Below are 24,159 nucleotides of genomic sequence, written 5' to 3'. Positions count from 1 at the left end.
CTCTCCCCCTCAAACGCTTTTCGAGGGAATGGGACATTCATCGCCCCACAACCTCTTATTTCATAAAACCTTTGTAATGACGTTTGACAAGCTGGCTCTCAAGCTGCTTCATAGTTTCCAAAGCGACACCGACAACGATCAAGAGACTTGTTCCACCTATTTGTGCTGAAGAAGGCAAGTCAGCAAATTTTATAAAAAAGACAGGAAGTATTGAGACAACTGCTAGAAAAATAGAACCGACAAATGTTAAACGGTATAAAATTTTCGTTACGTACTCTTGTGTACTTTTTCCTGGTCTTATACCCGGTATATAGCCGCCTTGCTTCTGCAAATTTTCAGCCATTTGCTCCGGGTTCACTTGAACAAATGTATAGAAATAAGCGAAAGCGATAATTAATGCAACGTAGATGATCATCCCGATAGGTTGCGTGTAATCAAATGTTTTTTGAATCCATCTTGTTACATCATTTGGTCCAAAGAACGATGCAATCGTAGTGGGGGTAACAATAAACGATACTGCAAAAATGACTGGAATGACTCCAGCAGAGTTAACCTTCAATGGGAGATGCGTTGAATGTCCCCCAACCGGACTTCTACCTGCAAGCCGCTTTGCATACTGAATCGGAATTTTTCGGAATGCTTGTTGAACGAAAATAACAGCTACAACAACTAATAAAACGGCAAGAACAAGCAAAACGACAGTTACAATTCTTAAAAATAGCTGATCGCCAACATCCGCAAATTGTTGAGCATAAATTTGGTTTACTGCCGTTGGAATGCCGGCAGCAATCCCAGCAAAGATAATAATAGAAATACCGTTCCCAACGCCTTTTGCGGTAATTTGCTCACCAAGCCACATTAAAAAGGCTGTTCCCGCAGTTAAAACAAGTGCGATCAACAAATAGTTTCCAATGCCAGGGTTTATGATTAACAGACCGCCGGCCATATTATTAAAGCCATATGACATTGCCAGCGCTTGAATAAATCCTAAAATAATTGTTAAATAACGCGTGAATTGGGCAAGCTTTCTGCGGCCTACTTCACCCTGCTTCGACCACTCTGTAAATTTCGGTACAACGTCCATTTGCAGAAGCTGAACAATGATTGAAGCAGTAATGTAAGGCATAATCCCCATTGCTAAAATGGAGAAGTTTTGCAATGCCCCGCCTCCAAAAATGTTCAAAACGCCAAATACGTTCAATTGGTCTTGTGCTTTTAGTACGTCTGCGTTCACACCCGGGACAGGGATAAAAGTGCCGATCCGGAAAATTACCAGCATAAGAAGGGTGAACAAGATTCGATTGCGAATGTCACCCACGCGCATAAAATTGGAGATTGCCTTGAACATTAAATCACCTCAGCAGAACCGCCGGCGGCTTCAATTGCCTCTTTTGCTGAAGCAGAAAATTTGTGTGCTTTAACCGTTAATTTTTTCTCTAATTTACCGTCTCCAAGCACTTTAATACCTGCTTTCAGTTTGCTTACAACACCTGTTTCCAAAAGAAGCTCTGGAGTAATTTCCGTACCGTCTTCAAAACGATTCAATTTGTCCAAGTTCACAACTTGATATTCTTTGCGGTTAATGTTTGTAAACCCACGTTTTGGCAAACGACGGAATAGAGGAGTTTGACCGCCTTCAAATCCAGGGCGAACTCCACCGCCAGATCGGGCATTTTGTCCTTTTTGACCACGTCCAGCAGTTTTTCCATTACCTGAACCAATACCGCGACCAACACGATTCCGCTCTTTACGAGAACCTTCTGCCGGTTTTAATTCATGAAGCTTCATAACCTTGGCACCTCCTTATTTGATTATTGTTCTTCCACTTTCACGAGATGTGACACTTTATTGATCATTCCGCGAATTGCCGGATTGTCATTATGAACAACTGTTTGATGCAATTTCCGCAAGCCTAATGTTTTAACGGTTATTCTTTGGTCTTCAGGACGACCAATTACACTCTTTTTGAGGGTAATCGCCAATTTTTTTGCCATTGTCTTTCCCTCCTTATCCTAACAGTTCTTCAACCGTTTTTCCACGAAGTTTAGCAACATCTTCTACACGCTTCAGCTGCTTTAACCCGTCAACTGTTGCCCGAACCATATTAATCGGTGTATTGGAGCCTAAAGATTTAGATAAGATATCGTGAACACCTGCTAATTCAAGTACTGCACGGACAGGTCCTCCAGCGATAACCCCCGTACCTTCAACAGCAGGTTTCAAGAGAATCTTTCCTGCACCGAATTTACCGATTACTTCGTGTGGAATGGACGTACCTACAATTGGTACTTCAATTAAGTTTTTCTTTGCATCTTCAATTGCTTTGCGGATAGCATCAGGAACTTCTTGCGCTTTACCAGTTCCGAAACCTACATGACCGTTTTTGTCTCCGACAACAACAAGAGCAGCAAAACGGAAACGACGGCCACCTTTTACTACTTTTGCAACACGGTTTACGGTAACAACACGTTCTTCAAGTTCAAGTTTGCTTGGATCAATACGACGCATCACTTTTCCCTCCTTTGTCGATTAAAATTCAAGGCCAACTTCGCGAGCTGCATCAGCTAAAGCCTTCACACGTCCATGATATAAATATCCACCACGGTCAAACACAACAGATTTAATACCTTTTTCAAGCGCACGTTTTGCAACAAGTTCGCCGACCTTTTGAGCTGCCTCTACATTCCCAGTTGATTCCAAGTTAAGCTCTTTATCCAAAGTAGAAGCACTCACAAGCGTTTGGTGATTTGTATCATCAATCACTTGAGCATAAATGTGCTTGTTGGAGCGGTATACGTTTAAACGCGGGCGAGCGGCTGTACCGGAAACCTTTGAACGCACGCGTGCATGTCTAGTTTTGCGAACCGCATTTTTACTAGGTTTTGTAATCATCTACGTCACTCCTTTCTTTCTTTATGCGGCATTACTTAGCAGTCTTACCTTCTTTGCGGCGCACATATTCTCCTTCATAGCGGATGCCTTTTCCTTTATATGGTTCAGGCGGACGAACCGCACGAATATTTGCAGCGACTGCGCCAACACGCTCTTTATCTGTACCTTTAACGACGATTTTTGTTTGAGAAGGAACGTCGATTTCAATGCCTTGTTCAGGTTCATATTCGACTGGATGAGAGTATCCGACATTCAATACTAGTTTTTTTCCTGATTTTGATGCACGGTATCCGACCCCGATCAGTTCTAAACTTTTTTCAAAGCCTTTGGAAACACCTTCAACCATATTGGCAAGAAGGCTGCGAGTCGTCCCGTGAAGAGCACGGTGCTCTTTATTGTCAGATGGACGAGTAACAGTTAATACTTGATCTTCAACTTTTATATCCATATCTGGATGAAATGTACGGGTTAATTCTCCTTTTGGTCCTTTTACTGTTACTGTATTTCCATTAATCGTAACAGTGACACCTGAAGGAATTTCAAGCGGTTTTTTCCCTACACGTGACATGAATGACACCTCCATTTCGTGTTAAAAAATTACCAAACGTATGCGAGCACTTCTCCGCCTGTTTGCTTCGCGCGTGCTTCTTTATCAGTTAAAACGCCTTGAGAAGTCGAAACGATTGCTATTCCTAATCCATTCAACACACGTGGCACTTCATTAGCTTTTGCATAAACGCGCAAGCCTGGTTTGCTGATTCGTTTAAGGCCAGTTATAACACGTTCGTTGTTAGGCCCGTACTTTAAGAAAATGCGCAAAATACCTTGTTTATTATCTTCAATATATTCATAATCGCGAATAAACCCTTCACGCTTCAAAATTTCAGCAATTTCCCGTTTAATTTTGGAAGCAGGAACTTCCAGTTTTTCATGACGAACCATGTTCGCATTGCGAATGCGAGTAAGCATATCTGCAATAGGATCTGTCATCACCATTATAAATAACCTCCTTCCCATTTATCGATACTACCAACTAGCTTTTTTCACGCCAGGGATCTGACCTTTGTAAGCAAGTTCACGGAAACAAATACGGCAAAGCTTAAATTTGCGGATGACTGCATGCGGACGGCCGCAGCGTTCACAGCGTGTGTATTCACGCACTTTAAATTTTTGCTTGCGTTTTTGTTTCGCAATCATTGACTTTTTAGCCACATTTTCGCCTCCAATCTAAATTAGCGATTATTTTGGAACGGCATGCCGAACAGAGTTAATAGCTCGCGAGCCTCTTCATCGGTTTTTGCTGTTGTAACGATTACGATATCCATACCTCTTACTTTATTTACTTTATCGTAATCAATTTCTGGGAAAATAAGTTGTTCTCTAATACCAAGCGTATAATTGCCGCGGCCATCAAATGATTTTTTAGATACACCACGGAAGTCGCGCACACGTGGTAAAGAAACGGAAATCAATTTGTCAAAGAAATCGTACATACGCTCTCCACGAAGCGTAACTTTGCAACCGATCGGCATTCCTTCACGAAGCCGGAAGCCGGCAATGGATTTTTTCGCACGAGTCACTACAGGTTTTTGACCAGAAATGAGAGTTAATTCTTCAACAGCACTGTCCAGCGCTTTCGCATTTTGGACTGCATCACCGACGCCCATATTGATGACAATTTTTTCGATTTTAGGAACTTGCATAACAGATTTATAGTTAAACTTGTTCATTAGTGCAGGTATGATTTCTTTTACGTATTTTTCTTTAAGGCGGTTCATAAATAGACCTCCCTTCCAAATTATTTATCTAAAATTTCACCTGATTTTTTTGCTACACGCACCTTTTTGCCGTCCACAATTTTATAACCGACACGAGTCGGTTCACCTGTTTTTGGATCTAATGGCATTACATTTGATACATGAATAGGCGCTTCTTTACTGATAATTCCGCCTTGTGGATTATCTTGAGAAGGCTTCGCATGTTTTTTCACGATGTTCACGCCTTCCACAAGCACGCGGTTCTTTTTCGGATATGCTGCAAGGATCACGCCTTGTTTTCCTTTATCTTTTCCGGCGATCACCATTACTTTGTCACCCTTCTTAACATGCATCGATTACACACCTCCTTGGTAAGCCAAACTCATAATTAAAGTACTTCTGGAGCAAGAGAAACGATTTTCATAAAGTTTTTATCGCGAAGTTCACGCGCAACCGGTCCAAAAATACGAGTACCTCTCGGGCTTTTGTCTTCGCGGATGATGACGCATGCGTTTTCGTCAAAACGAATGTACGAACCGTCAGGACGGCGCACACCACGTTTTGTACGCACAACAACAGCTTTTACTACATCACCTTTTTTAACAACGCCTCCTGGTGTTGCTTGTTTAACCGTACCGACAATAATATCACCGATATTTGCTGTTTTACGACCAGATCCGCCAAGAACTTTAATTGTTAACAATTCACGTGCACCAGAGTTATCAGCAACTTTTAAACGAGATTCTTGTTGAATCATGTTCGTGACCTCCCTTCGGAATTTTTTTCATCCGAACCAAATTAAATAATAACTGCTTCTTCTACAATTTCAACTAAACGGAAACGTTTTGTTGCAGATAGCGGGCGAGTTTCCATAATGCGAACGATATCGCCGACTTTCGCTTTGTTTTGCTCATCATGAGCTTTGAACTTTTTAGAATATTTCACGCGTTTTCCATAAAGCGGGTGTTTTTTATAAGTTTCAACAAGAACAGTGATGGTCTTATCCATTTTATCCGACACGACGCGTCCAGTATAAACTTTGCGCTTGTTGCGTTCACTCATTTGGCAAACCTCCTCTCACGATTATTTGTTTGCAGCAATTTCTCTTTCGCGAATAATAGTTTTCATTCTAGCAATCGTTTTGCGTACTTCACGGATGCGGGCAGTATTTTCAAGCTGACCAGTCGCAAGCTGGAAGCGCAAGTTAAACAATTCTTCTTTTAAAGATTTCACTTTTTGTTCAATTTCGGCAGTGGTTAGATCACGAATTTCTTTAGCTTTCATTTGATTCACCACCAATTTCTTCACGTTTTACAAATTTTGTTTTGATCGGTAATTTATGAGATGCAAGACGCAGTGCTTCACGTGCAACTTCTTCAGAAACACCCGCAACCTCGAACAATACTTTGCCCGGCTTCACTACGGCAACCCAGCCTTCAGGTGCCCCTTTACCGGAACCCATCCGTACTTCTAAAGGTTTAGCCGTGTATGGTTTAGACGGGAAAATTTTAATCCAAACTTTTCCGCCACGTCTCATATAACGCGTCATCGCGATACGTGCTGCTTCAATTTGTCTGTTGGTGATCCAAGCAGGCTCAAGAGCTTGAATGCCATATTCACCGAAATGAACTTCAGTGCCGCCTTTTGCACGTCCGCGCATTTTCCCGCGATGTTCTCTACGATATTTTACGCGTTTAGGCATTAACATAATTATTTGCCTCCTTCCTCATTGTTCTTTTTAGCTGGAAGAACTTCTCCACGATAAATCCAAACTTTTACGCCCAATTTTCCGTACGTTGTATCCGCTTCTGCAGTTCCGTAATCGATGTCTGCACGAAGAGTATGAAGCGGTACCGTTCCTTCACTGTAATGTTCAGAACGTGCGATATCTGCACCACCAAGACGGCCGGATACCATTGTTTTAATACCTAATGCACCTGCGCGCATTGCACGTTGGATCGCTTGTTTTTGAACACGACGGAACGAAGCGCGGTTTTCTAGCTGACGTGCAATATTTTCCGCAACAAGTTTTGCATCTAAATCAGCTTTTTTAATTTCTAAAATATTAATGTGCACACGTTTGCCAGTTAGTTGGTTCAAAGCCTTTCTTAAAGCTTCGACCTCTGTACCACCTTTACCGATAACCATTCCTGGCTTAGCTGTGTGGATAGTGATATTTAAACGGTTTGCCGCACGTTCAATTTCAATGCGGGAAACGGATGCATCGCTTAAACGTTTATTAATGTATTCACGAATTTTGAGGTCTTCATGTAACAGGTCTGCATAATCTTTTTCTGCATACCATTTCGATTCCCAATCACGAATGATGCCAATTCGAAGACCGACTGGATTTACCTTTTGACCCACTAATTATCCCTCCTTTTTTTCCGAAACAATGATCGTAATATGGCTTGTGCGTTTGTTGATTTGGCTCGCTCTACCTTGTGCACGTGGTCTAAAGCGTTTCAAAGTTGGTCCTTCATCAACATAAGCCTTTTCAATATATAAATTGTTTCCGTCCATGTCATAGTTATGCTCTGCATTTGCAACAGCCGATTTTAACACTTTTTCAATAATTGGTGAAGCAGCTTTAGGTGTATGGCGAAGAATGGCAATTGCCTCACCAACTTGCTTTCCTCGGATCAAGTCAATAACTAAACGAGCTTTACGAGGAGCAATTCGTACTGTTCTCGCAACAGCTTTAGCCTGCATCCTAAAATCCTCCTCTCATATTAGCGTTTTGTCTTCTTGTCATCGCCGGCATGGCCTCTGTAAGTACGAGTTGGAGCAAACTCTCCAAGCTTATGTCCTACCATGTCTTCAGTAATGTATACCGGAACATGTTTTCTTCCATCATAGACCGCAATGGTATGACCGATGAAAGATGGGAAAATAGTTGAACGGCGAGACCAAGTTTTGATGACTTGTTTGCTTCCAGTTTCATTTAATTTTTCGATTTTTTTCATTAAATGATCATCGCAGAATGGTCCTTTTTTTAAGCTACGACCCATAATGTTACCTCCCTTCGTGATTGCGCTACGGTTCTGATGAACCGTAGAACAACCCCGTTATTTTTTACGACGGCGAACGATAAATTTATCGGATTTGTTTTTCTTTTTGCGAGTTTTAAACCCAAGAGTCGGTTTACCCCAAGGCGTCATAGGAGATTTACGACCAATAGGTGCTTTTCCTTCTCCCCCACCGTGCGGGTGATCGCTAGGGTTCATAACAGATCCGCGAACTGTTGGACGTTTGCCTAACCAGCGGGAACGTCCTGCTTTACCAATATTAATTAATTCATGCTGCTCATTCCCTACTTGGCCGACAGTGGCACGGCAAGTTGCCAAAATCATGCGGACCTCACCAGAAGCTAAACGAACTAATACATATTTTCCTTCTTTACCAAGCACTTGAGCTGAAGTACCTGCAGAACGAACCAATTGTCCGCCTTTTCCTGGTTTTAATTCGATGTTATGAATGACAGTACCTACTGGGATATTTTGAAGAGGAAGTGCGTTTCCAACTTTAATATCAGCTGTAGGTCCTGACATTACTTCCATTCCTACTTTTAAGTTTTTAGGAGCCAGAATATAGCGTTTTTCTCCGTCAACATAGTTAATTAATGCAATGTTTGCGGAGCGGTTTGGATCGTACTCAATAGTAGCAACGCGTCCTGGTATTCCATCTTTATCGCGCTTAAAATCAATAATACGATATTGACGTTTATGGCCTCCGCCTTGATGACGAACAGTTAGCTTACCTTGGTTGTTGCGTCCTGCTTTTTTATGAAGCGGAGCAAGCAACGACTTTTCCGGCTTGTCAGTAGTGATTTCAGCAAAATCAGATACTGTCATGCCGCGGCGACCGTTAGAGGTTGGTTTATATTTTTTAATCGCCATCTCAGTTTCCCTCCTTCACTTTCAAAATTATGCTTCGAACAATTCGATTTCTTTGCTGTCTGCCGTTAATTTCACGATTGCTTTTTTACGGCGATTTGTCAAACCGCTGAACCGGCCAACACGTTTAAGTTTTCCTTTGTAATTCATAATGTTGACTTTTTCAACTTTGACATCGAAAATTTTTTCAATAGCGTCCTTCACTTCTGTTTTGTTTGCTTTCACATCTACTTCAAATGTATATTTTTTGTCAGCTACTAGATCCATTGAACGTTCAGTGATGATGGGGCGCTTAATAATATCTCGAGGATCCTTCATTATCCAAGCACCTCCTCTACTTTTTCCACCGCTGCTTTTGTAATAACAAGTTTATCATGGCTCAACACATCCAACACGTTGATTCCATTAGCCGTAACAACTGTTACACCTGGAATATTGCGTGCAGACAGGATTACATTTTCGTTTTCGTCTCCTGTTACAATCAGCGCTTTTCTGTCAACGGAAAGCCCTTTGAGAATTCCAGCCATTTCTTTCGTTTTTGGAGCTTCCAACACTAAATCTTCTAATACAACAATATTGTTCTCTTGAACTTTAGAAGATAAAGCTGATTTGATTGCTAAGCGGCGGACTTTTTTCGGTAATTTGTATGCATATGTGCGAGGTGTTGGTCCAAATACTGTCCCACCTCCGCGCCATTGAGGTGAACGGATGGATCCCTGACGTGCGCGTCCTGTACCTTTTTGACGCCATGGCTTACGGCCACCGCCACTAACTTCAGAACGGTTTTTTACTTTATGAGTGCCTTGTCTTTGAGAAGCTCTTTGCATAATGACAGCTTCAAATAATACGTGTTTATTCGGCTCAATACCAAAAACAGAATCATTTAATTCGATTTCGCCAACTGCTGATCCGTTTTGGTTATATAACGTAACTTTCGGCATTTTTCCGTTTCCTCCTTTCCTGTTGAAATTACTTCGCTTTTACTGCAGATTTAATAATAACTAATGATTTTTTCGGTCCCGGAACATTCCCTTTGATTAAAAGAAGATTGCGTTCAGCATCTACTTTTACAACTTCAAGATTTTGAACGGTTACGCGTTCACCGCCCATTCTTCCAGGAAGTTCTTTTGATTTAAAAACACGGTTTGGTGCAATGGCTCCCATTGAACCAGGACGACGGTGGTACCGTGAACCGTGAGACATTGGGCCACGTGATTGTCCGTGACGTTTAATCGCACCTTGAAATCCTTTCCCTTTAGAAATACCTGTCACATCAACAAGTTCCCCAGCAGAAAAAATGTCTACTTTAACCTCTTGACCAATTTCATACTCGTCTACATTAGCACCTCTAACTTCACGAATGAAGCGCTTAGGAGCAGTATTTGCTTTTGCAGCGTGACCTTTTTCCGGCTTGTTTGCAAGCTTTTCACGCTTGTCTTCAAAACCTAGTTGAATAGCATCGTAGCCGTCTGTTTCAACAGTCTTCTTTTGAAGAACGACGTTTGGGGATGCTTCAACTACAGTAACAGGAATTAATTCACCGTTTTCTGCAAATACTTGCGTCATTCCAATTTTTCTTCCTAAGATTCCTTTGGTCATGAGTCACACCTCCTAAATTTCAAATGTTTTAATCTATCGTTACAGTTTAATTTCAATGTCTACACCAGAAGGCAAATCTAAACGCATTAACGCATCAACCGTTTGCGGTGTAGGGTTGACAATATCGATTAAACGTTTATGTGTACGCATTTCAAATTGTTCACGAGAATCTTTATATTTGTGCACTGCTCGAAGAATTGTATAAACTGTTTTTTCAGTCGGTAGCGGAATTGGACCAGAAACATTTGCTCCCGAACGTTTTGCAGTTTCTACAATTTTTTCGGCAGATTGATCAAGGATTCTGTGATCATACGCTTTTAATCGAATTCGAATTTTTTGTTTTGCCATTATTTTCCCTCCTTTTCGCCTACTTTCCATAGACAATTCTCCACGAGAATTTCCTGTACGCCCGCCATGGCAAAGCGGCCGGGTGTATCAGCAACCTCCCGCTTCATCGCAGTCAAAGACCAACGTTATACATTATATAAAAAACAGGTGTCTAATGCAAGAAAAATTCAGGATTTCCTATAAAATTTAGTGTTGTTTCTTTAAAAGTTAAAGCGTTGCAGACTTCATATTTATAATAAAAAAAGCGAGCCTATTCGACTCGCTTTTTTCAATTAGTCAAGGATAGCTGAAACAGATCCTGCACCTACAGTACGACCGCCTTCGCGGATAGAGAATTTCGTACCGTCTTCAATCGCAACTGGAGAAATGAGTTCAACAGTCATTTCAACGTTATCTCCAGGCATTACCATTTCTACGCCTTCTGGAAGAGTGATAATTCCAGTTACGTCTGTAGTACGGAAATAGAATTGTGGACGGTAGTTAGAGAAGAATGGAGTATGACGTCCACCTTCTTCTTTAGAAAGAACGTAAACTTGTGCTTTGAATTTTTTGTGCGGTGTGATAGAACCAGGTTTTGCTAAAACTTGACCGCGTTCTACTTCGTCACGTGCGATACCGCGAAGTAAAGCACCGATGTTGTCTCCAGCTTCAGCTTGATCAAGAAGCTTACGGAACATTTCAACACCAGTAACAGTTGTTTTCTTAGATTCTTCAGCTAAACCAACGATTTCTACTTCGTCACCAACTTTTACAACGCCGCGTTCTACACGACCAGTTGCAACTGTACCGCGACCAGTGATAGAGAATACGTCTTCAACAGGCATCATGAAAGGTTTTTCTGTATCGCGTTCTGGAGTTGGGATGTATTCGTCAACTGCGTTCATTAATTCAATGATTTTTTCTTCCCATTCAGCATCTCCTTCAAGTGCTTTAAGCGCAGAACCTTTGATAACAGGTACATCGTCGCCAGGGAAGTCATATTCAGAAAGAAGGTCACGAACTTCCATTTCAACTAGTTCTAATAATTCTTCGTCGTCTACCATGTCGCATTTGTTTAAGAATACAACGATGTAAGGCACACCTACTTGGCGAGATAAAAGAATGTGCTCACGAGTTTGCGGCATAGGACCGTCAGCAGCAGAAACAACTAGGATAGCGCCGTCCATTTGAGCAGCACCAGTGATCATGTTTTTAACATAGTCTGCGTGTCCAGGGCAGTCAACGTGTGCATAGTGGCGGTTGTCAGTTTCGTATTCTACGTGTGCAGTTGAAATCGTGATTCCGCGTTCACGCTCTTCTGGAGCACCGTCAATTTGATCATATGCACGAGCTTCAGCTTTACCTTGTTTTGCAAGAACAGTAGTAATAGCTGCAGTCAAAGTAGTTTTACCATGGTCAACGTGGCCGATTGTACCAATGTTAACATGTGGTTTAGAGCGTTCATATTTCGCTTTAGCCATAAGTAATTTTTCCTCCTTAAAAAAATATGTTTCATTTTAAATAAATATATAGAATACTTGGAGGCGGCGCAAGTGCATCCGCATCCAAGGGCTACATAAGTATTTATACTTGAACAATGGTTGAAAATCAATTATTCGCCTTTATTTTTTTTGATAATTTCTTCTGCAATGTTTTTAGGCACCTCTTCGTAATGATCGAAGTGCATCGTAAATGTACCGCGTCCTTGTGTATTGGAACGAAGTGCGGTTGCATAACCAAACATTTCAGCAAGTGGAACCATTGCTTTTACAACTTGTGCATTTCCACGTGCTTCCATTCCTTCCACACGTCCACGGCGTGAAGTGATATCACCCATGATGTCTCCCATGTACTCTTCAGGTACAATTACTTCAACTTTCATAATTGGCTCAAGGAGTACCGGGTTACATTTTTGAGCAGCATTTTTAAGGGCAAGTGAAGCGGCAATTTTAAACGCCATCTCACTTGAGTCAACATCGTGGTAAGACCCATCAAAAAGTTTAGCTTTAATGTCAATTAACGGATAGCCTGCAAGCACACCGTTTTGCATAGCATCTTCCAAACCAGCCTGAACCGCTGGGATGTACTCGCGTGGAACGACACCACCGACAATTGCGTTTTCGAATTCAAATCCTTTTCCTTCTTCATTTGGACTGAATTCGATCCAAACGTGACCGTATTGTCCGCGTCCGCCTGATTGACGTACGAATTTACCTTCAACTTGTGCGGATGAGCGGAATGTTTCGCGATACGCAACTTGTGGCGCACCGACATTACACTCAACTTTAAATTCACGTTTCATACGGTCAACGATAATGTCAAGGTGAAGTTCGCCCATACCGGCAATAATTGTTTGGCCAGTTTCCGGATCCGTATGCGATTTGAATGTTGGGTCTTCTTCAGATAGTTTTTGCAATGCTGTTGACATTTTGTCTTGGTCTGCTTTTGATTTAGGTTCAATCGCAACTCTGATAACAGGCTCTGGAAACTCCATCGATTCTAAAATAACCGGATGGTTTTCATCACATAGAGTATCTCCAGTTGTTGTATCTTTTAAACCAACTGCAGCAGCAATATCACCTGCATATACCATTGGAATTTCTTCGCGGTGATTCGCGTGCATTTGTAGAATACGTCCAATCCGTTCACGTTTACCTTTTGTGGAATTGGATACGTATGAACCGGAACTTAATGTTCCTGAATATACGCGGAAGAAAGTTAATTTTCCTACATATGGGTCTGTCATTACTTTAAACGCCAATGCAGCAAATGGTTCATCGTCGCTTGATTTGCGAACTGTTTCTTCCTCTGTATCAGGGATGACGCCTTTTATCGGTGGCACATCGATTGGCGATGGCAAGTAATCAATTACCGCATCCAGCATTAGCTGCACGCCTTTGTTTTTAAAAGCTGAGCCGCATAAAACAGGATAAAACTCAACGTTACAAGTACCTTTACGGATAGCTGCTTTAAGCTCGTCAACGGAAATTTCCTCTCCTTCAAGGTACTTCATCATCAATTCTTCATCAAGCTCTGCAACTGCTTCAATCAATCGAGTGTGCAGCTCTTCTGCTTGTTCTTTATACTCGTCTGGAATTTCACGAGCTTCCGAACGCGTACCTAGATCATCCAGATAGTAATATGCTTTCATTTCCACAAGGTCAATGATACCTTCAAATTGATCTTCTGCTCCAATCGGGAGCTGAATAGGGTGTGCGTTAGCCTCTAAGCGATCGTGAAGTGTTTTGACAGAGTATAAAAAGTCTGCGCCGATTTTATCCATTTTGTTAACAAATACAATGCGCGGCACTCCGTATGTTGTTGCTTGGCGCCAAACTGTTTCCGTTTGCGGCTCAACACCAGACTGAGCATCAAGAACTGCAACTGCTCCGTCTAGGACTCTCAAAGAACGTTCAACTTCAACCGTGAAGTCTACGTGCCCTGGCGTATCAATAATATTGATCCGATGTCCCTTCCATTGAGCTGTTGTAGCGGCAGATGTAATGGTAATACCGCGTTCTTGTTCTTGCTCCATCCAGTCCATTTGGGAAGCTCCTTCGTGAGTCTCCCCGATTTTGTGAATGCGGCCTGTATAGAACAAAATTCTCTCAGTTGTTGTCGTCTTACCAGCATCAATGTGCGCCATAATACCGATATTGCGAGTTTTTTCTAAGGAGAACTCTCTTGGCATCGGGTAATTTCTCCTTCCTTCATGGGTATTGATAAATATTATGTTTATTACCAGCGATAATGTGCAAATGCTCTATTCGCTTCAGCCATTTTATGTGTATCTTCACGCTTTTTCACTGCCGCACCTGTGTTGTTTGCTGCGTCAATGATTTCAGCCGCAAGACGTTCTTCCATCGTTCTTTCACCACGAAGGCGGGCATAGTTTACTAACCAGCGAAGACCCAAAGTTGTGCGGCGTTCAGGACGAACCTCTACAGGTACTTGGTAGTTTGCGCCCCCTACACGGCGTGCACGAACTTCTAATACTGGCATAATATTTTTCAATGCTTGTTCAAACACTTCCATTGGATCTTTGCCAGTTCGTTCTCTCACGATATCAAATGCATTGTAAAGAATTTTTTGCGCTTTGCTTTTTTTACCGTCAATCATGATTTTATTAATCAGACGAGTTACTAATTTTGAATTGTAAATTGGATCTGGTAGTACGTCACGTTTTGGTACAGGTCCTTTACGTGGCATCACTAAATTCCTCCCTTCATTCTGTATTTATTATATTATCTTTTAGTTTTTAGGACGTTTCGTTCCATATTTGGAACGGCCTTGCTTACGGTTTTCAACTCCAGCTGTGTCAAGAGCTCCGCGTACGATATGATAGCGGACACCAGGCAAGTCTTTTACACGTCCGCCGCGGATTAGCACAACGCTGTGCTCTTGCAGGTTATGTCCGATCCCCGGAATATAAGCTGTTACTTCAATTCCGTTTGACAAGCGGACACGTGCATATTTACGAAGAGCTGAGTTTGGTTTTTTAGGTGTCATTGTTCCAACACGTGTACATACTCCTCGTTTTTGCGGCGAAGATAAATTTGTTTGTTCTTTTTTGAAGCTGTTGTATCCTTTGTTTAACGCAGGAGATTTTGATTTTACTACTTTGCGCGTGCGGCCTTTTCGCACTAATTGGTTAATTGTAGGCATATACATTTCCTCCCTTCAAACGTTTTTTCAAACCCACACATCCAGGCGGTTCATAATTTGGTAAAAACAATTGTTTTTGCAGAAATCTACAAAAACAATGTTTATTTTATAATTGCAACAGCTGCCGCTCCAACTTCTATTCCGCAAGCTTTTCCGAGCTTCTTCATAGAATCGACCTTAATTAAAGGAACTTCTTTCTCTTCAGCCAGCTGAACCACTTTGTTTGTCACTTTCGGGTCAGCATCCACTGCAATGATAACTTCCTTTACAGTGTCATTTTTCAGAGCTTTCACTGTTTGCTTTGTACCAATAATAATCTTTTCAGCCTGTGCTACTTTTTCATAAGACATATTTCATATCCTCCAAAGTGACAGGTGATATTTACACACCTTGATAATATTAACATTGGAAAAGATGGATGTCAACTGTGCATTTTACGGCATCCATCTTTTCCCCGACAATTATTCAACCGAAATCGTTTCGTCAACGGATTTTTTATTCATGACCGGTTTTATTTTTCTATAGAGCTGCATTCCTGTTCCAGCCGGAACAAGCTTACCGATAATAACATTTTCCTTCAAGCCTAACAGTTCATCCCGTTTTCCTTTAATGGCCGCATCCGTTAATACGCGTGTTGTCTCTTGGAATGATGCGGCAGACAAGAAGGACTCCGTTTCAAGCGATGCCTTTGTAATACCGAGCAATACCGGACGTCCTGTTGCAGGGCGTTTTCCTTCCAAAAGCACCTTTTTATTTGCTTCTGTAAATTGATGAACGTCAAGGAGTGTTCCCGGCAGAACATCCGTATCGCCGGAATCGATGACACGGACTTTCCGCAACATTTGCCGCACCATTACTTCAATATGTTTATCGCCGATTTCCACACCTTGCATTCTGTACACTTTTTGCACTTCACGAAGCAAATATTCTTGAACGGCTAAAATGTCTTTTACTTTCAACAATTCTTTTGGATCTATTGAACCTTCCGTAATTTCTTGGCCGCGTTCTACACGGTCCCCCACAGCTACTTTTAAGCGGGCGTTAAATGGCGCCGTGTATGTGCGTGTTTCCACTTCACCGCGGACGACAATTTCTTGCTGCTTATCTCTCACTTCATTAATTTCAGCAACTACCCCGTCAATTTCTGAAATAACCGCTTGCCCTTTTGGATTACGGGCTTCAAACAATTCTTGAACACGCGGCAAACCTTGGGTAATGTCGTCGCCGGCAACCCCACCGGTGTGGAAAGTACGCATCGTCAGCTGTGTACCCGGCTCTCCGATCGATTGAGCAGCGATAATTCCTACCGCTTCGCCTACTTCGACATCAGTGCCGGTAGCCAAGTTCCGTCCATAACATTTTTTACATACACCATGTCTTGTATTACATGTGAATGCAGAGCGAATCCAAACTTCTTCTATCCCTGCATTGACAATTTGAGCTGCTATGTCTTCGGTAATCATTTCATTTTCCCTGACAAGCACTTCGCCCGTTTCAGGATGAATAACCGATCTTCTTGCATATCGTCCGATAATCCGTTCCTCGAGTTTTTCGATAACTTCTGAACCGTCTTTCAGCGCTCTCGCTAAAATTCCTCTGTCTGTTCCGCAGTCTTCCTCACGAATAATCACATCTTGCGCAACATCTACAAGGCGGCGTGTTAAATAACCGGAGTCAGCAGTTTTTAATGCTGTATCTGCCAGACCTTTTCTGGCACCATGGGTCGAGATGAAGTATTCTAACACTGTCAAACCTTCTCTAAAACTCGATTTAATCGGAAGCTCAATAATTCGTCCAGCAGGGTTAGCCATCAGTCCGCGCATTCCCGCAAGCTGTGTGAAGTTAGATGCATTTCCGCGAGCTCCTGAATCGCTCATCATGAAAATCGGATTCCGCTTATCTAATGAATTCATCAGCTTGCTTTGAATGGTGTCTTTAGCAGCACTCCAAATAGAGATAACACGATCGTACCGCTCATCTTCAGTGATTAATCCGCGTCTGAATTGCTTCAAGACATTGTCAACTTTAGCTTGCGCCTCTTTTAAAATTGCTTCTTTTTCCGCCAACACAACAATATCAGAAACACCGATTGTAATTCCGGCTTTAGTCGAATATTTAAAGCCTAAATCTTTTAAGCGGTCAAGCATCTTCGATGTTTCAGTAATATGGAATCTCTTAAAGACTTCGGCAATAATTTTTCCTAAAATTCCTTTTTTAAATGGAGGAATGATTTCTTGGTTTTTAATGTGCTCCCGCACATCTACCTGTGCCGGATCAACAAAATATTTATCAGGCGTGCATTCTTGAATGTTCTTAGTTGATGGCTCATTAATATACGGGAACGAATTCGGCAGTATTTCGTTGAATATTAATTTTCCTACCGTTGTGATCAGAAGCTTTTTATTTTGTTCTTCTGTAAATGTTTCGTTCTTTAAGGAACCGGCATGTACTGCAATTCGTGTATGCAAATGTACATGGCCGTTTTGATAGGCAATGAGCGCCTCATCAGGATCTTTGAAAATTTTCCCTTCTCCGATCGCTCCTTCACGTTCCATTGTTAAGTAATAGTTCCCCAACACCATATCTTGTGAAGGCGTAACAACCGGTTTTCCGTCTTTCGGATTTAAAATGTTTTGAGCCGCAAGCATTAACAGCCTTGCTTCTGCTTGTGCTTCTGCCGATAACGGAACGTGAACAGCCATTTGGTCACCGTCGAAGTCAGCATTATAGGCTGTACATACCAACGGATGTAGACGAATGGCACGCCCTTCGACTAACGTCGGTTCGAACGCTTGGATTCCTAATCTGTGCAAAGTCGGTGCCCGGTTAAGCAGAACCGGATGTTCTTTAATGACTTCCTCCAACACATCCCAAACTTCAGGATGGACGCGTTCAATTTTCCGTTTGGCGCTTTTAATGTTATGTGCCAGCCCTTTTTCAACAAGCTCCTTCATGACAAAAGGCTTAAAGAGCTCAAGCGCCATTTCCTTTGGCAAACCGCATTGATACATTTTCAGATTTGGGCCGACAACGATAACGGAACGTCCAGAGTAGTCAACCCGTTTTCCTAACAGGTTTTGACGGAAGCGTCCTTGCTTTCCTTTCAGCATATGAGAGAGTGACTTCAGTGGACGATTTCCCGGTCCAGTAACTGGACGACCACGGCGTCCATTGTCAATAAGTGCGTCAACAGCCTCTTGAAGCATCCGTTTCTCATTTTGCACGATGATACTTGGCGCTCCAAGATCCAACAGTCTTTTTAAACGATTGTTTCGGTTAATAACACGGCGATACAAATCGTTCAAATCGGAAGTTGCAAAGCGTCCGCCATCCAATTGAACCATCGGCCGCAATTCAGGCGGAATGACAGGAAGTACATCCAACACCATCCATGAAGGGTCATTTCCGGAATTTCTGAATGCCTCCATCACTTCAAGGCGTTTAATCGCTCTTGTGCGCCGCTGGCCTTGAGAAGATTTAAGCTCTTCTTTTAACGCTTCTACTTCTTTATCAAGATTGATATCTTGCAATAATTTTTTAATTGCTTCCGCACCCATTGATGCTTGGAAGGCATTTCCGTATTTCTCGCGGTATGTGCGATACTCTTTTTCAGATAAAAGCTGTTTCTTTTCAAGTGGTGTGTCCCCAGGATCTGTCACGACGTAAGAGGCAAAATAAATAACTTCTTCCAATGCTCGAGGTGACATGTCAAGAACTAGTCCCATACGGCTTGGAATCCCTTTGAAATACCAAATATGAGAGACAGGGGCAGCAAGTTCGATATGCCCCATTCTCTCCCGACGCACTTTTGCTCGCGTAACCTCAACACCGCATCGATCGCATACTACGCCTTTATAGCGAACCCGTTTATATTTTCCGCAGTGGCATTCCCAATCTTTTGTCGGACCGAATATACGTTCACAAAACAAACCGTCTTTTTCAGGCTTTAAAGTACGATAGTTGATCGTTTCTGGTTTTTTCACTTCACCATATGACCATGAACGAATTTTATCAGGTGAAGCAAGACCGATGTGCATATACTCAAAATTATTTACATCCAGCAAGGGGCCTACCTCCCTTTTTATCTTCCGTAGCAAAAAATTCCTTTACTCTTTGGCAACTGCATCTTTTTCTTCTTTATCAACAATTTCCTCTTCGATTGTATCAGTCGTTAAAGAGAGGCCATCTGACTGGGTGGAATTTACCTCATCTTCCAATTCTCTCATTTCGATTTCTTGTTCATCGCTTGAGAGAATTTTAACATCCAGTCCTAAGCTTTGAAGCTCCTTAATTAATACTTTGAAAGATTCAGGAACTCCAGGTTCAGGCACATTTTCGCCTTTTACGATTGCCTCGTATGTTTTTACACGACCGACAACATCGTCTGATTTTACAGTAAGGATTTCTTGCAATGTATATGCTGCTCCATAGGCTTCTAAAGCCCAAACCTCCATTTCTCCGAACCGCTGTCCACCGAACTGTGCTTTACCGCCGAGCGGTTGCTGTGTAACAAGCGAGTATGGACCTGTGGAACGAGCATGCAGTTTATCGTCAACCATGTGCGCCAGTTTGATCATATACATGATTCCGACAGACACGCGATTATCGAAAGGTTCCCCAGTGCGGCCGTCGTAAAGGACCGTTTTCGCATCACGAGCCATCCCAGCTTCTTCAATTGTTGACCATACATCTTCTTCTGTCGCACCATCGAATACCGGAGTTGCAACATGAATGCCCAGCTTCTTAGCCGCCATTCCTAGGTGCAATTCCAATACTTGCCCGATGTTCATCCGGGAAGGTACTCCTAATGGATTTAACATGATGTCAACTGGTGTTCCATCCGGCAAAAACGGCATGTCCTCCTCAGGGAGAATTCGGGAAATAACCCCTTTGTTTCCATGGCGGCCTGCCATTTTATCCCCTTCAGAGATTTTACGCTTCTGTACAATGTATACACGCACCAGCTGGTTGACACCTGGAGGCAGTTCATCTCCGTCTTCACGGTTAAACACTTTTACATCAAGAACAATACCTCCGCCCCCATGCGGAACACGAAGTGATGTATCACGAACCTCACGTGCTTTTTCTCCAAAAATAGCGTGCAATAATCGTTCTTCAGCAGTCAGTTCTGTAACTCCTTTTGGCGTTACTTTCCCAACAAGCAAGTCGCCGTCTTTAACTTCTGCTCCAATTCGGACAATGCCTCGTTCATCCAAGTTGCGAAGAGCGTCTTCTCCGACATTTGGAATATCACGAGTGATTTCTTCCGGACCCAATTTTGTATCACGGGATTCAGACTCATATTCTTCAATATGGATGGAAGTATAGACGTCTTCTTTTACAAGACGCTCGCTCATGATGATGGCATCTTCATAGTTATATCCATCCCATGTCATAAAGGCGACAAGTACATTTCGGCCTAAAGCAAGCTCTCCCTTTTCCATGGAAGGACCGTCAGCTAAAATTTCGCCTTTCTCGACTTCGTCTCCAACAGATACAATTGGGCGCTGATTGTAGCACATTCCTTGGTTGGAACGGACGAATTTCAACAATTTGTACTCGTCGAGATCACCTTTAACCTTTTGGCCGTCCACTTCTTCATAACGGCGAACTAAAATTCTGTTGGCTTCAACTCGTTCGACAACGCCTGCGTGCTTGCAGATGACAGCTGCTCCAGAGTCTCTAGCCGATACATACTCCATTCCGGTACCAACAATAGGCGCTTCTGGTTGAAGCAAAGGAACAGCTTGGCGCTGCATGTTCGCACCCATTAATGCACGGTTGGAGTCATCGTTTTCCAAGAACGGGATACAAGCTGTTGCTGCTGATACAACTTGCTTAGGCGAAACGTCCATGTAGTCGACACGGTCTTTTTTCACCACTATGTTTTCCCCGCGGAAACGGGCAACAATATTATCTTCTAAAAACGTTCCATCCTCCGCTACTGGCACGTTAGCCTGAGCAACAACATAGTTATCTTCTTCGTCAGCTGTCAAATAGTCAATTCGGTCTGTTACCTTCCCTGTTTCAGGGTCAACTCTTCTATACGGCGTTTCAATAAAACCGAAACGGTTTACTTTTGCATATGTTGATAATGAGTTAATCAATCCGATATTGGGACCTTCAGGCGTTTCAATTGGACACATGCGTCCATAATGGGAATAATGGACGTCGCGAACTTCAAAGCCTGCTCGTTCACGTGTGAGTCCGCCAGGTCCCAATGCAGATAAACGGCGCTTATGCGTCAGTTCTGCAAGAGGATTTGTTTGATCCATGAATTGGGACAATTGGGAGCTGCCAAAAAATTCTTTAATGGCTGCAATTACTGGACGGATGTTGATTAATTGCTGCGGAGTAATCGTATTGGCATCCTGAATGGACATTCTTTCCCTCACAACACGCTCCATCCGTGAAAGTCCGATTCGGAACTGGTTTTGCAAAAGCTCCCCTACCGAACGAAGACGGCGGTTTCCTAGATGGTCAATATCATCTGTATTTCCTACTCCATATAGCAAATTAAAGAAGTAGCTGATGGACGCAATAATGTCTGCTGGCGTAATGTTTTTTACACTTTCATCAATGTTTGCGTTGCCAACAACGTTGAGAATTTTTTCTCCATCCGGATCGTTTGGAGCATAAATTTTAATAGATTGGTACGTGATGTCTTCATCAACTACTCCACCATCAGGAGTAAATTTTTTAAAACCTATTCCTTTTTCAAGGTAAGGCAAAATTTTATCCAGCGTTCTTCTATCAATAATAGTTCCTTTTTCAGCAATGATTTCTCCAGTTTCAGGGTCGACTAGAGTTTCTGCTAATCGTTGATTAAAGAGTCGGTTTTTAATATGAAGTTTCTTGTTAATTTTATATCTGCCGACACTTGCTAAATCATATCTTTTTGGATCAAAGAAACGGGAGATCAATAAGCTTTTTGCGTTTTCAACTGTTGGCGGTTCACCAGGACGCAGGCGTTCGTAAATTTCAAGAAGCGCCTTTTCTGGGCTTTCGGTATTGTCTTTATCCAACGTATTTCTTAAATATTCATTTTCTCCGAACACATCGATGATTTCTTGATCAGAGCCAAACCCAAGGGCACGTAAAAGAACCGTAACTGGTAATTTGCGAGTGCGATCAATGCGGACATATATAACATCTTTTGCATCTGTTTCGTACTCTAACCAAGCGCCACGGTTTGGAATGACGGTAGCTGTAAAGCCCTTCTTACCGTTTTTATCAATTTTGTCGCTGTAGTAAACACTAGGTGAACGGACTAATTGGGAAACAATTACTCGTTCTGCGCCATTGATCACAAATGTGCCGGTTTCCGTCATAAGCGGAAAATCGCCCATAAATACATCTTGATCTTTCACTTCGCCTGTTTCTTTATTAATTAGGCGCACTTTTACCCGCAGCGGGGCAGAATAAGTAACATCGCGTTCTTTTGCTTCTTCAACGGAGTATTTCGGTTCACCTAAGCTGTAGTCAATAAACTCAAGCGAGAGGTTACCAGTGAAATCTTCGATAGGAGATATGTCTTGAAACATTTCACGAAGACCCTCATCAAGAAACCACTGATACGAAGAGGTTTGGATTTCAATAAGATTAGGTAATTCCAACACTTCTTTAATACGCGCATAACTTCTGCGTTGGCGGTGTCGTCCGTACTGAACTAGTTGACTTGTCAACTGAGTCACCCCTCAAATCAGCATAATAATATCTTGTAAATAGCATTCCATGTTTTATATAATAAAATAAATACTATTACAAGTAAAAAGAAAAAGGATTTTCTTTATGAAAAAAGAAAACCACTGCGCAGAAATAGTTGATTTTATTATTTTTCCCTTAATGGATTGGTTCTATACATCCAAGAAAAAATTTAGCTACAAATGGAAATTAATATATTGGCATTTTATAATGTTAACATATCCTGGATTGCAGGTCAATCTTTTTTTGCTTTAAAAATATAATACCCTTTTTTTCTCTCTGCCACTTCTACCGAACGAAACAGAGTCTCCAGCTTTTGTTTAGCGGAAGGAGCCCCCTGCTTTTTTTGGATAACGATCCAAAGCTCTCCATGGTCTTTTAAATGATCAAAGCTTTTTTCAAATATATGATGGACGACTTGTTTTCCAGCCCGAATGGGAGGGTTTGCTAAAATAGCAGCATACCATTTCCCTTCCAGCTTTTCAAACAAATTGCTTTGAAACACACGGACATTTTGAATGTTGTTTATTCGAGCATTCAGTTCTGCAAGTTCGATTGCCCTTTCATTTATATCGATCATATCAATCATTCTATCGGGTTCCGATTTTGCAATTGACAATCCGATCGGTCCGTATCCGCAGCCTACATCCAAAATATCTCCTGGAATTTCGGGAGCAGCGAAAGTTTCAATTAATAGCTGCGTTCCAAAATCAACCTCCCGTTTTGAAAAAACTCCGCGGTCGGTCATGAACGCAAATGGATGATTTCTCAACGTGCACTCAATTTTTCTCCTATTGCTTTCCACTTCCGGTTTTTCCGAAAAATAATGTTCGCTCATTTTCTGCACCCCTTTTTTAGGAGTATTTTCTACGGGCAGAAATTCATACATAAAAGAAAAGCCCGCCAATGAATCAGCGAGCTTTTCTATTTATTTAACAGCTTTTACTTAACTTCAACTTCTGCTCCAACTTCTTCAAGTTTTGCTTTAAGTTCTTCAGCTTCTTCTTTAGATACGCCTTCTTTTAATGGTTTTGGAGTGTTGTCAACTAATTCTTTTGCTTCTTTTAAGCCAAGGCCAGTGATTTCACGAACAACTTTGATAACTTTAATTTTTTGTGCACCTGCATTAGCAAGAATAACATCGAATTCAGTTTTTTCTGCAGCAGCTTCACCGCCGCCAGCGCCACCAACCACAGCAACAGGAGCAGCAGCAGTTACGCCAAATTCTTCTTCGATTGCTTTTACTAAGTCGTTAAGTTCAAGAACAGTCATTTCTTTTATCGCTTCAATAATTTGTTCTTTTGTCATTTGTTTTTCCT

At 42.0% G+C, this 24,159-nt stretch carries 31 protein-coding genes; all 31 read right to left on the bottom strand.

What is annotated here, in order from left to right; genetic code table 11:
- Positions 1-55: 55 nt before the first annotated feature.
- Positions 56-1,348, bottom strand: coding sequence for a preprotein translocase subunit SecY (secY, locus tag NSQ84_RS00855; RefSeq protein ID WP_063387178.1), 1,293 nt, complete (start codon positions 1,346-1,348; stop codon positions 56-58).
- Entirely contained in the window at positions 1,348-1,788 is a 441-nt protein-coding gene (rplO, locus tag NSQ84_RS00850) for a 50S ribosomal protein L15 (protein ID WP_063387177.1), read from the bottom strand. Before rplO ends, secY begins: the two co-directional genes overlap by 1 nt.
- Positions 1,789-1,811: 23 nt before the next feature.
- On the bottom strand, positions 1,812-1,994 hold the full coding sequence (gene rpmD, locus NSQ84_RS00845) for a 50S ribosomal protein L30 (RefSeq protein ID WP_063387176.1): 183 nt from the start codon (positions 1,992-1,994) through the stop codon (positions 1,812-1,814).
- Between the two features lie 13 nt (positions 1,995-2,007).
- Entirely contained in the window at positions 2,008-2,508 is a 501-nt protein-coding gene (gene rpsE / locus NSQ84_RS00840) for a 30S ribosomal protein S5 (protein WP_063387175.1), read from the bottom strand.
- A gap of 21 nt (positions 2,509-2,529) precedes the next feature.
- Positions 2,530-2,892 carry a 50S ribosomal protein L18 gene (gene rplR / locus NSQ84_RS00835; RefSeq protein ID WP_063387174.1) on the bottom strand — a complete coding sequence of 121 codons (363 nt, stop codon included), beginning with the start codon at positions 2,890-2,892 and terminating at the stop codon, positions 2,530-2,532.
- A gap of 31 nt (positions 2,893-2,923) precedes the next feature.
- On the bottom strand, positions 2,924-3,460 hold the full coding sequence (gene rplF / locus NSQ84_RS00830; RefSeq protein ID WP_063387173.1) for a 50S ribosomal protein L6: 537 nt from the start codon (positions 3,458-3,460) through the stop codon (positions 2,924-2,926).
- A gap of 29 nt (positions 3,461-3,489) precedes the next feature.
- Positions 3,490-3,888: a 30S ribosomal protein S8 gene (gene rpsH, locus NSQ84_RS00825; protein WP_063387172.1), complete on the bottom strand. Its 399-nt coding sequence runs from the start codon at positions 3,886-3,888 to the stop codon at positions 3,490-3,492.
- A 30-nt stretch (positions 3,889-3,918) separates the two neighbouring features.
- Complete coding sequence (locus tag NSQ84_RS00820; RefSeq protein WP_063387171.1) at positions 3,919-4,104, bottom strand: type Z 30S ribosomal protein S14; 186 nt, start codon at positions 4,102-4,104, stop codon at positions 3,919-3,921.
- 20 nt (positions 4,105-4,124) lie between these two features.
- Positions 4,125-4,670, bottom strand: a complete 546-nt coding sequence (gene rplE / locus NSQ84_RS00815; protein ID WP_063387170.1) for a 50S ribosomal protein L5 — start codon at positions 4,668-4,670, stop codon at positions 4,125-4,127.
- A gap of 20 nt (positions 4,671-4,690) precedes the next feature.
- Positions 4,691-5,002: a 50S ribosomal protein L24 gene (gene rplX / locus NSQ84_RS00810; RefSeq protein ID WP_063387169.1), complete on the bottom strand. Its 312-nt coding sequence runs from the start codon at positions 5,000-5,002 to the stop codon at positions 4,691-4,693.
- A 35-nt stretch (positions 5,003-5,037) separates the two neighbouring features.
- The gene (gene rplN / locus NSQ84_RS00805; RefSeq protein ID WP_063387168.1) at positions 5,038-5,406 is read right to left on the bottom strand and encodes a 50S ribosomal protein L14; all 369 of its coding nucleotides are present in this window, start codon (positions 5,404-5,406) and stop codon (positions 5,038-5,040) included.
- 41 nt (positions 5,407-5,447) lie between these two features.
- Entirely contained in the window at positions 5,448-5,711 is a 264-nt protein-coding gene (rpsQ, locus tag NSQ84_RS00800; protein ID WP_063387167.1) for a 30S ribosomal protein S17, read from the bottom strand.
- 21 nt (positions 5,712-5,732) lie between these two features.
- On the bottom strand, positions 5,733-5,933 hold the full coding sequence (rpmC, locus tag NSQ84_RS00795; RefSeq protein ID WP_063387166.1) for a 50S ribosomal protein L29: 201 nt from the start codon (positions 5,931-5,933) through the stop codon (positions 5,733-5,735).
- On the bottom strand, positions 5,923-6,357 hold the full coding sequence (gene rplP / locus NSQ84_RS00790; RefSeq protein ID WP_063387165.1) for a 50S ribosomal protein L16: 435 nt from the start codon (positions 6,355-6,357) through the stop codon (positions 5,923-5,925). The genes rpmC and rplP overlap by 11 nt, the downstream gene beginning before the upstream one ends.
- 2 nt (positions 6,358-6,359) lie before the next feature.
- Positions 6,360-7,016: a 30S ribosomal protein S3 gene (rpsC, locus tag NSQ84_RS00785; protein WP_063387164.1), complete on the bottom strand. Its 657-nt coding sequence runs from the start codon at positions 7,014-7,016 to the stop codon at positions 6,360-6,362.
- A gap of 3 nt (positions 7,017-7,019) precedes the next feature.
- The gene (rplV, locus tag NSQ84_RS00780) at positions 7,020-7,361 is read right to left on the bottom strand and encodes a 50S ribosomal protein L22 (protein ID WP_063387163.1); all 342 of its coding nucleotides are present in this window, start codon (positions 7,359-7,361) and stop codon (positions 7,020-7,022) included.
- Between the two features lie 20 nt (positions 7,362-7,381).
- Positions 7,382-7,660, bottom strand: coding sequence for a 30S ribosomal protein S19 (gene rpsS / locus NSQ84_RS00775; protein ID WP_063387162.1), 279 nt, complete (start codon positions 7,658-7,660; stop codon positions 7,382-7,384).
- 57 nt (positions 7,661-7,717) lie between these two features.
- On the bottom strand, positions 7,718-8,548 hold the full coding sequence (rplB, locus tag NSQ84_RS00770; RefSeq protein WP_063387161.1) for a 50S ribosomal protein L2: 831 nt from the start codon (positions 8,546-8,548) through the stop codon (positions 7,718-7,720).
- 27 nt (positions 8,549-8,575) lie between these two features.
- Positions 8,576-8,863 carry a 50S ribosomal protein L23 gene (gene rplW / locus NSQ84_RS00765; RefSeq protein ID WP_063387160.1) on the bottom strand — a complete coding sequence of 96 codons (288 nt, stop codon included), beginning with the start codon at positions 8,861-8,863 and terminating at the stop codon, positions 8,576-8,578.
- Positions 8,863-9,486, bottom strand: coding sequence for a 50S ribosomal protein L4 (rplD, locus tag NSQ84_RS00760; RefSeq protein ID WP_063387159.1), 624 nt, complete (start codon positions 9,484-9,486; stop codon positions 8,863-8,865). The genes rplW and rplD overlap by 1 nt, the downstream gene beginning before the upstream one ends.
- A gap of 28 nt (positions 9,487-9,514) precedes the next feature.
- Positions 9,515-10,144 (bottom strand): 50S ribosomal protein L3, encoded by a 630-nt coding sequence (rplC, locus tag NSQ84_RS00755; RefSeq protein WP_063387158.1) that lies wholly within the window; start codon positions 10,142-10,144, stop codon positions 9,515-9,517.
- A 39-nt stretch (positions 10,145-10,183) separates the two neighbouring features.
- The gene (gene rpsJ / locus NSQ84_RS00750) at positions 10,184-10,492 is read right to left on the bottom strand and encodes a 30S ribosomal protein S10 (RefSeq protein WP_063387157.1); all 309 of its coding nucleotides are present in this window, start codon (positions 10,490-10,492) and stop codon (positions 10,184-10,186) included.
- A 272-nt stretch (positions 10,493-10,764) separates the two neighbouring features.
- Positions 10,765-11,952 carry an elongation factor Tu gene (gene tuf, locus NSQ84_RS00745; protein ID WP_063387156.1) on the bottom strand — a complete coding sequence of 396 codons (1,188 nt, stop codon included), beginning with the start codon at positions 11,950-11,952 and terminating at the stop codon, positions 10,765-10,767.
- A gap of 131 nt (positions 11,953-12,083) precedes the next feature.
- Positions 12,084-14,162: an elongation factor G gene (fusA, locus tag NSQ84_RS00740; RefSeq protein WP_063387155.1), complete on the bottom strand. Its 2,079-nt coding sequence runs from the start codon at positions 14,160-14,162 to the stop codon at positions 12,084-12,086.
- A 47-nt stretch (positions 14,163-14,209) separates the two neighbouring features.
- Entirely contained in the window at positions 14,210-14,680 is a 471-nt protein-coding gene (gene rpsG, locus NSQ84_RS00735) for a 30S ribosomal protein S7 (RefSeq protein ID WP_063387154.1), read from the bottom strand.
- Between the two features lie 42 nt (positions 14,681-14,722).
- Positions 14,723-15,136 (bottom strand): 30S ribosomal protein S12, encoded by a 414-nt coding sequence (gene rpsL, locus NSQ84_RS00730; RefSeq protein ID WP_063387153.1) that lies wholly within the window; start codon positions 15,134-15,136, stop codon positions 14,723-14,725.
- Positions 15,137-15,237: 101 nt separating this feature from the next.
- Positions 15,238-15,486, bottom strand: coding sequence for a 50S ribosomal protein L7ae-like protein (locus NSQ84_RS00725; protein WP_063387152.1), 249 nt, complete (start codon positions 15,484-15,486; stop codon positions 15,238-15,240).
- 111 nt (positions 15,487-15,597) lie between these two features.
- Complete coding sequence (rpoC, locus tag NSQ84_RS00720) at positions 15,598-19,200, bottom strand: DNA-directed RNA polymerase subunit beta' (protein ID WP_117017138.1); 3,603 nt, start codon at positions 19,198-19,200, stop codon at positions 15,598-15,600.
- Positions 19,201-19,242: 42 nt separating this feature from the next.
- Entirely contained in the window at positions 19,243-22,821 is a 3,579-nt protein-coding gene (rpoB, locus tag NSQ84_RS00715; RefSeq protein WP_063387150.1) for a DNA-directed RNA polymerase subunit beta, read from the bottom strand.
- A gap of 254 nt (positions 22,822-23,075) precedes the next feature.
- Positions 23,076-23,678, bottom strand: coding sequence for a class I SAM-dependent methyltransferase (locus NSQ84_RS00710; RefSeq protein WP_311066739.1), 603 nt, complete (start codon positions 23,676-23,678; stop codon positions 23,076-23,078).
- Positions 23,679-23,782: 104 nt separating this feature from the next.
- Positions 23,783-24,148: a 50S ribosomal protein L7/L12 gene (gene rplL, locus NSQ84_RS00705; protein WP_063387148.1), complete on the bottom strand. Its 366-nt coding sequence runs from the start codon at positions 24,146-24,148 to the stop codon at positions 23,783-23,785.
- Positions 24,149-24,159: the final 11 nt, after the last annotated feature.

The sequence above is a fragment of the Aeribacillus sp. FSL K6-3256 genome, assembly GCF_037965805.1.
Lineage (GTDB): Bacteria > Bacillota > Bacilli > Bacillales > Aeribacillaceae > Aeribacillus > Aeribacillus composti.
Note: the sequence above shows the minus strand (reverse complement) of the source record. Positions and strands in the feature narration are given on the sequence as shown.

Excerpts from the sequence above, each read along its gene's own strand:
- secY (WP_063387178.1), bottom strand. The coding sequence starts at position 1,348 with ATGTTCAAGGCAATCTCCAATTTTATGCGCGTGGGTGACATTCGCAAT.
- rplO (WP_063387177.1), bottom strand. The coding sequence starts at position 1,788 with ATGAAGCTTCATGAATTAAAACCGGCAGAAGGTTCTCGTAAAGAGCGG.
- rpmD (WP_063387176.1), bottom strand. The coding sequence starts at position 1,994 with ATGGCAAAAAAATTGGCGATTACCCTCAAAAAGAGTGTAATTGGTCGT.
- rpsE (WP_063387175.1), bottom strand. The coding sequence starts at position 2,508 with ATGCGTCGTATTGATCCAAGCAAACTTGAACTTGAAGAACGTGTTGTT.
- rplR (WP_063387174.1), bottom strand. The coding sequence starts at position 2,892 with ATGATTACAAAACCTAGTAAAAATGCGGTTCGCAAAACTAGACATGCA.
- rplF (WP_063387173.1), bottom strand. The coding sequence starts at position 3,460 with ATGTCACGTGTAGGGAAAAAACCGCTTGAAATTCCTTCAGGTGTCACT.
- rpsH (WP_063387172.1), bottom strand. The coding sequence starts at position 3,888 with ATGGTGATGACAGATCCTATTGCAGATATGCTTACTCGCATTCGCAAT.
- rplE (WP_063387170.1), bottom strand. The coding sequence starts at position 4,670 with ATGAACCGCCTTAAAGAAAAATACGTAAAAGAAATCATACCTGCACTA.
- rplX (WP_063387169.1), bottom strand. The coding sequence starts at position 5,002 with ATGCATGTTAAGAAGGGTGACAAAGTAATGGTGATCGCCGGAAAAGAT.
- rplN (WP_063387168.1), bottom strand. The coding sequence starts at position 5,406 with ATGATTCAACAAGAATCTCGTTTAAAAGTTGCTGATAACTCTGGTGCA.
- rpsQ (WP_063387167.1), bottom strand. The coding sequence starts at position 5,711 with ATGAGTGAACGCAACAAGCGCAAAGTTTATACTGGACGCGTCGTGTCG.
- rpmC (WP_063387166.1), bottom strand. The coding sequence starts at position 5,933 with ATGAAAGCTAAAGAAATTCGTGATCTAACCACTGCCGAAATTGAACAA.
- rplP (WP_063387165.1), bottom strand. The coding sequence starts at position 6,357 with ATGTTAATGCCTAAACGCGTAAAATATCGTAGAGAACATCGCGGGAAA.
- rplV (WP_063387163.1), bottom strand. The coding sequence starts at position 7,361 with ATGCAGGCTAAAGCTGTTGCGAGAACAGTACGAATTGCTCCTCGTAAA.
- rpsS (WP_063387162.1), bottom strand. The coding sequence starts at position 7,660 with ATGGGTCGTAGCTTAAAAAAAGGACCATTCTGCGATGATCATTTAATG.
- rplB (WP_063387161.1), bottom strand. The coding sequence starts at position 8,548 with ATGGCGATTAAAAAATATAAACCAACCTCTAACGGTCGCCGCGGCATG.
- rplW (WP_063387160.1), bottom strand. The coding sequence starts at position 8,863 with ATGAAGGATCCTCGAGATATTATTAAGCGCCCCATCATCACTGAACGT.
- rplD (WP_063387159.1), bottom strand. The coding sequence starts at position 9,486 with ATGCCGAAAGTTACGTTATATAACCAAAACGGATCAGCAGTTGGCGAA.
- rplC (WP_063387158.1), bottom strand. The coding sequence starts at position 10,144 with ATGACCAAAGGAATCTTAGGAAGAAAAATTGGAATGACGCAAGTATTT.
- rpsJ (WP_063387157.1), bottom strand. The coding sequence starts at position 10,492 with ATGGCAAAACAAAAAATTCGAATTCGATTAAAAGCGTATGATCACAGA.
- tuf (WP_063387156.1), bottom strand. The coding sequence starts at position 11,952 with ATGGCTAAAGCGAAATATGAACGCTCTAAACCACATGTTAACATTGGT.
- fusA (WP_063387155.1), bottom strand. The coding sequence starts at position 14,162 with ATGCCAAGAGAGTTCTCCTTAGAAAAAACTCGCAATATCGGTATTATG.
- rpsG (WP_063387154.1), bottom strand. The coding sequence starts at position 14,680 with ATGCCACGTAAAGGACCTGTACCAAAACGTGACGTACTACCAGATCCA.
- rpsL (WP_063387153.1), bottom strand. The coding sequence starts at position 15,136 with ATGCCTACAATTAACCAATTAGTGCGAAAAGGCCGCACGCGCAAAGTA.
- NSQ84_RS00725 (WP_063387152.1), bottom strand. The coding sequence starts at position 15,486 with ATGTCTTATGAAAAAGTAGCACAGGCTGAAAAGATTATTATTGGTACA.
- NSQ84_RS00710 (WP_311066739.1), bottom strand. The coding sequence starts at position 23,678 with ATGAGCGAACATTATTTTTCGGAAAAACCGGAAGTGGAAAGCAATAGG.
- rplL (WP_063387148.1), bottom strand. The coding sequence starts at position 24,148 with ATGACAAAAGAACAAATTATTGAAGCGATAAAAGAAATGACTGTTCTT.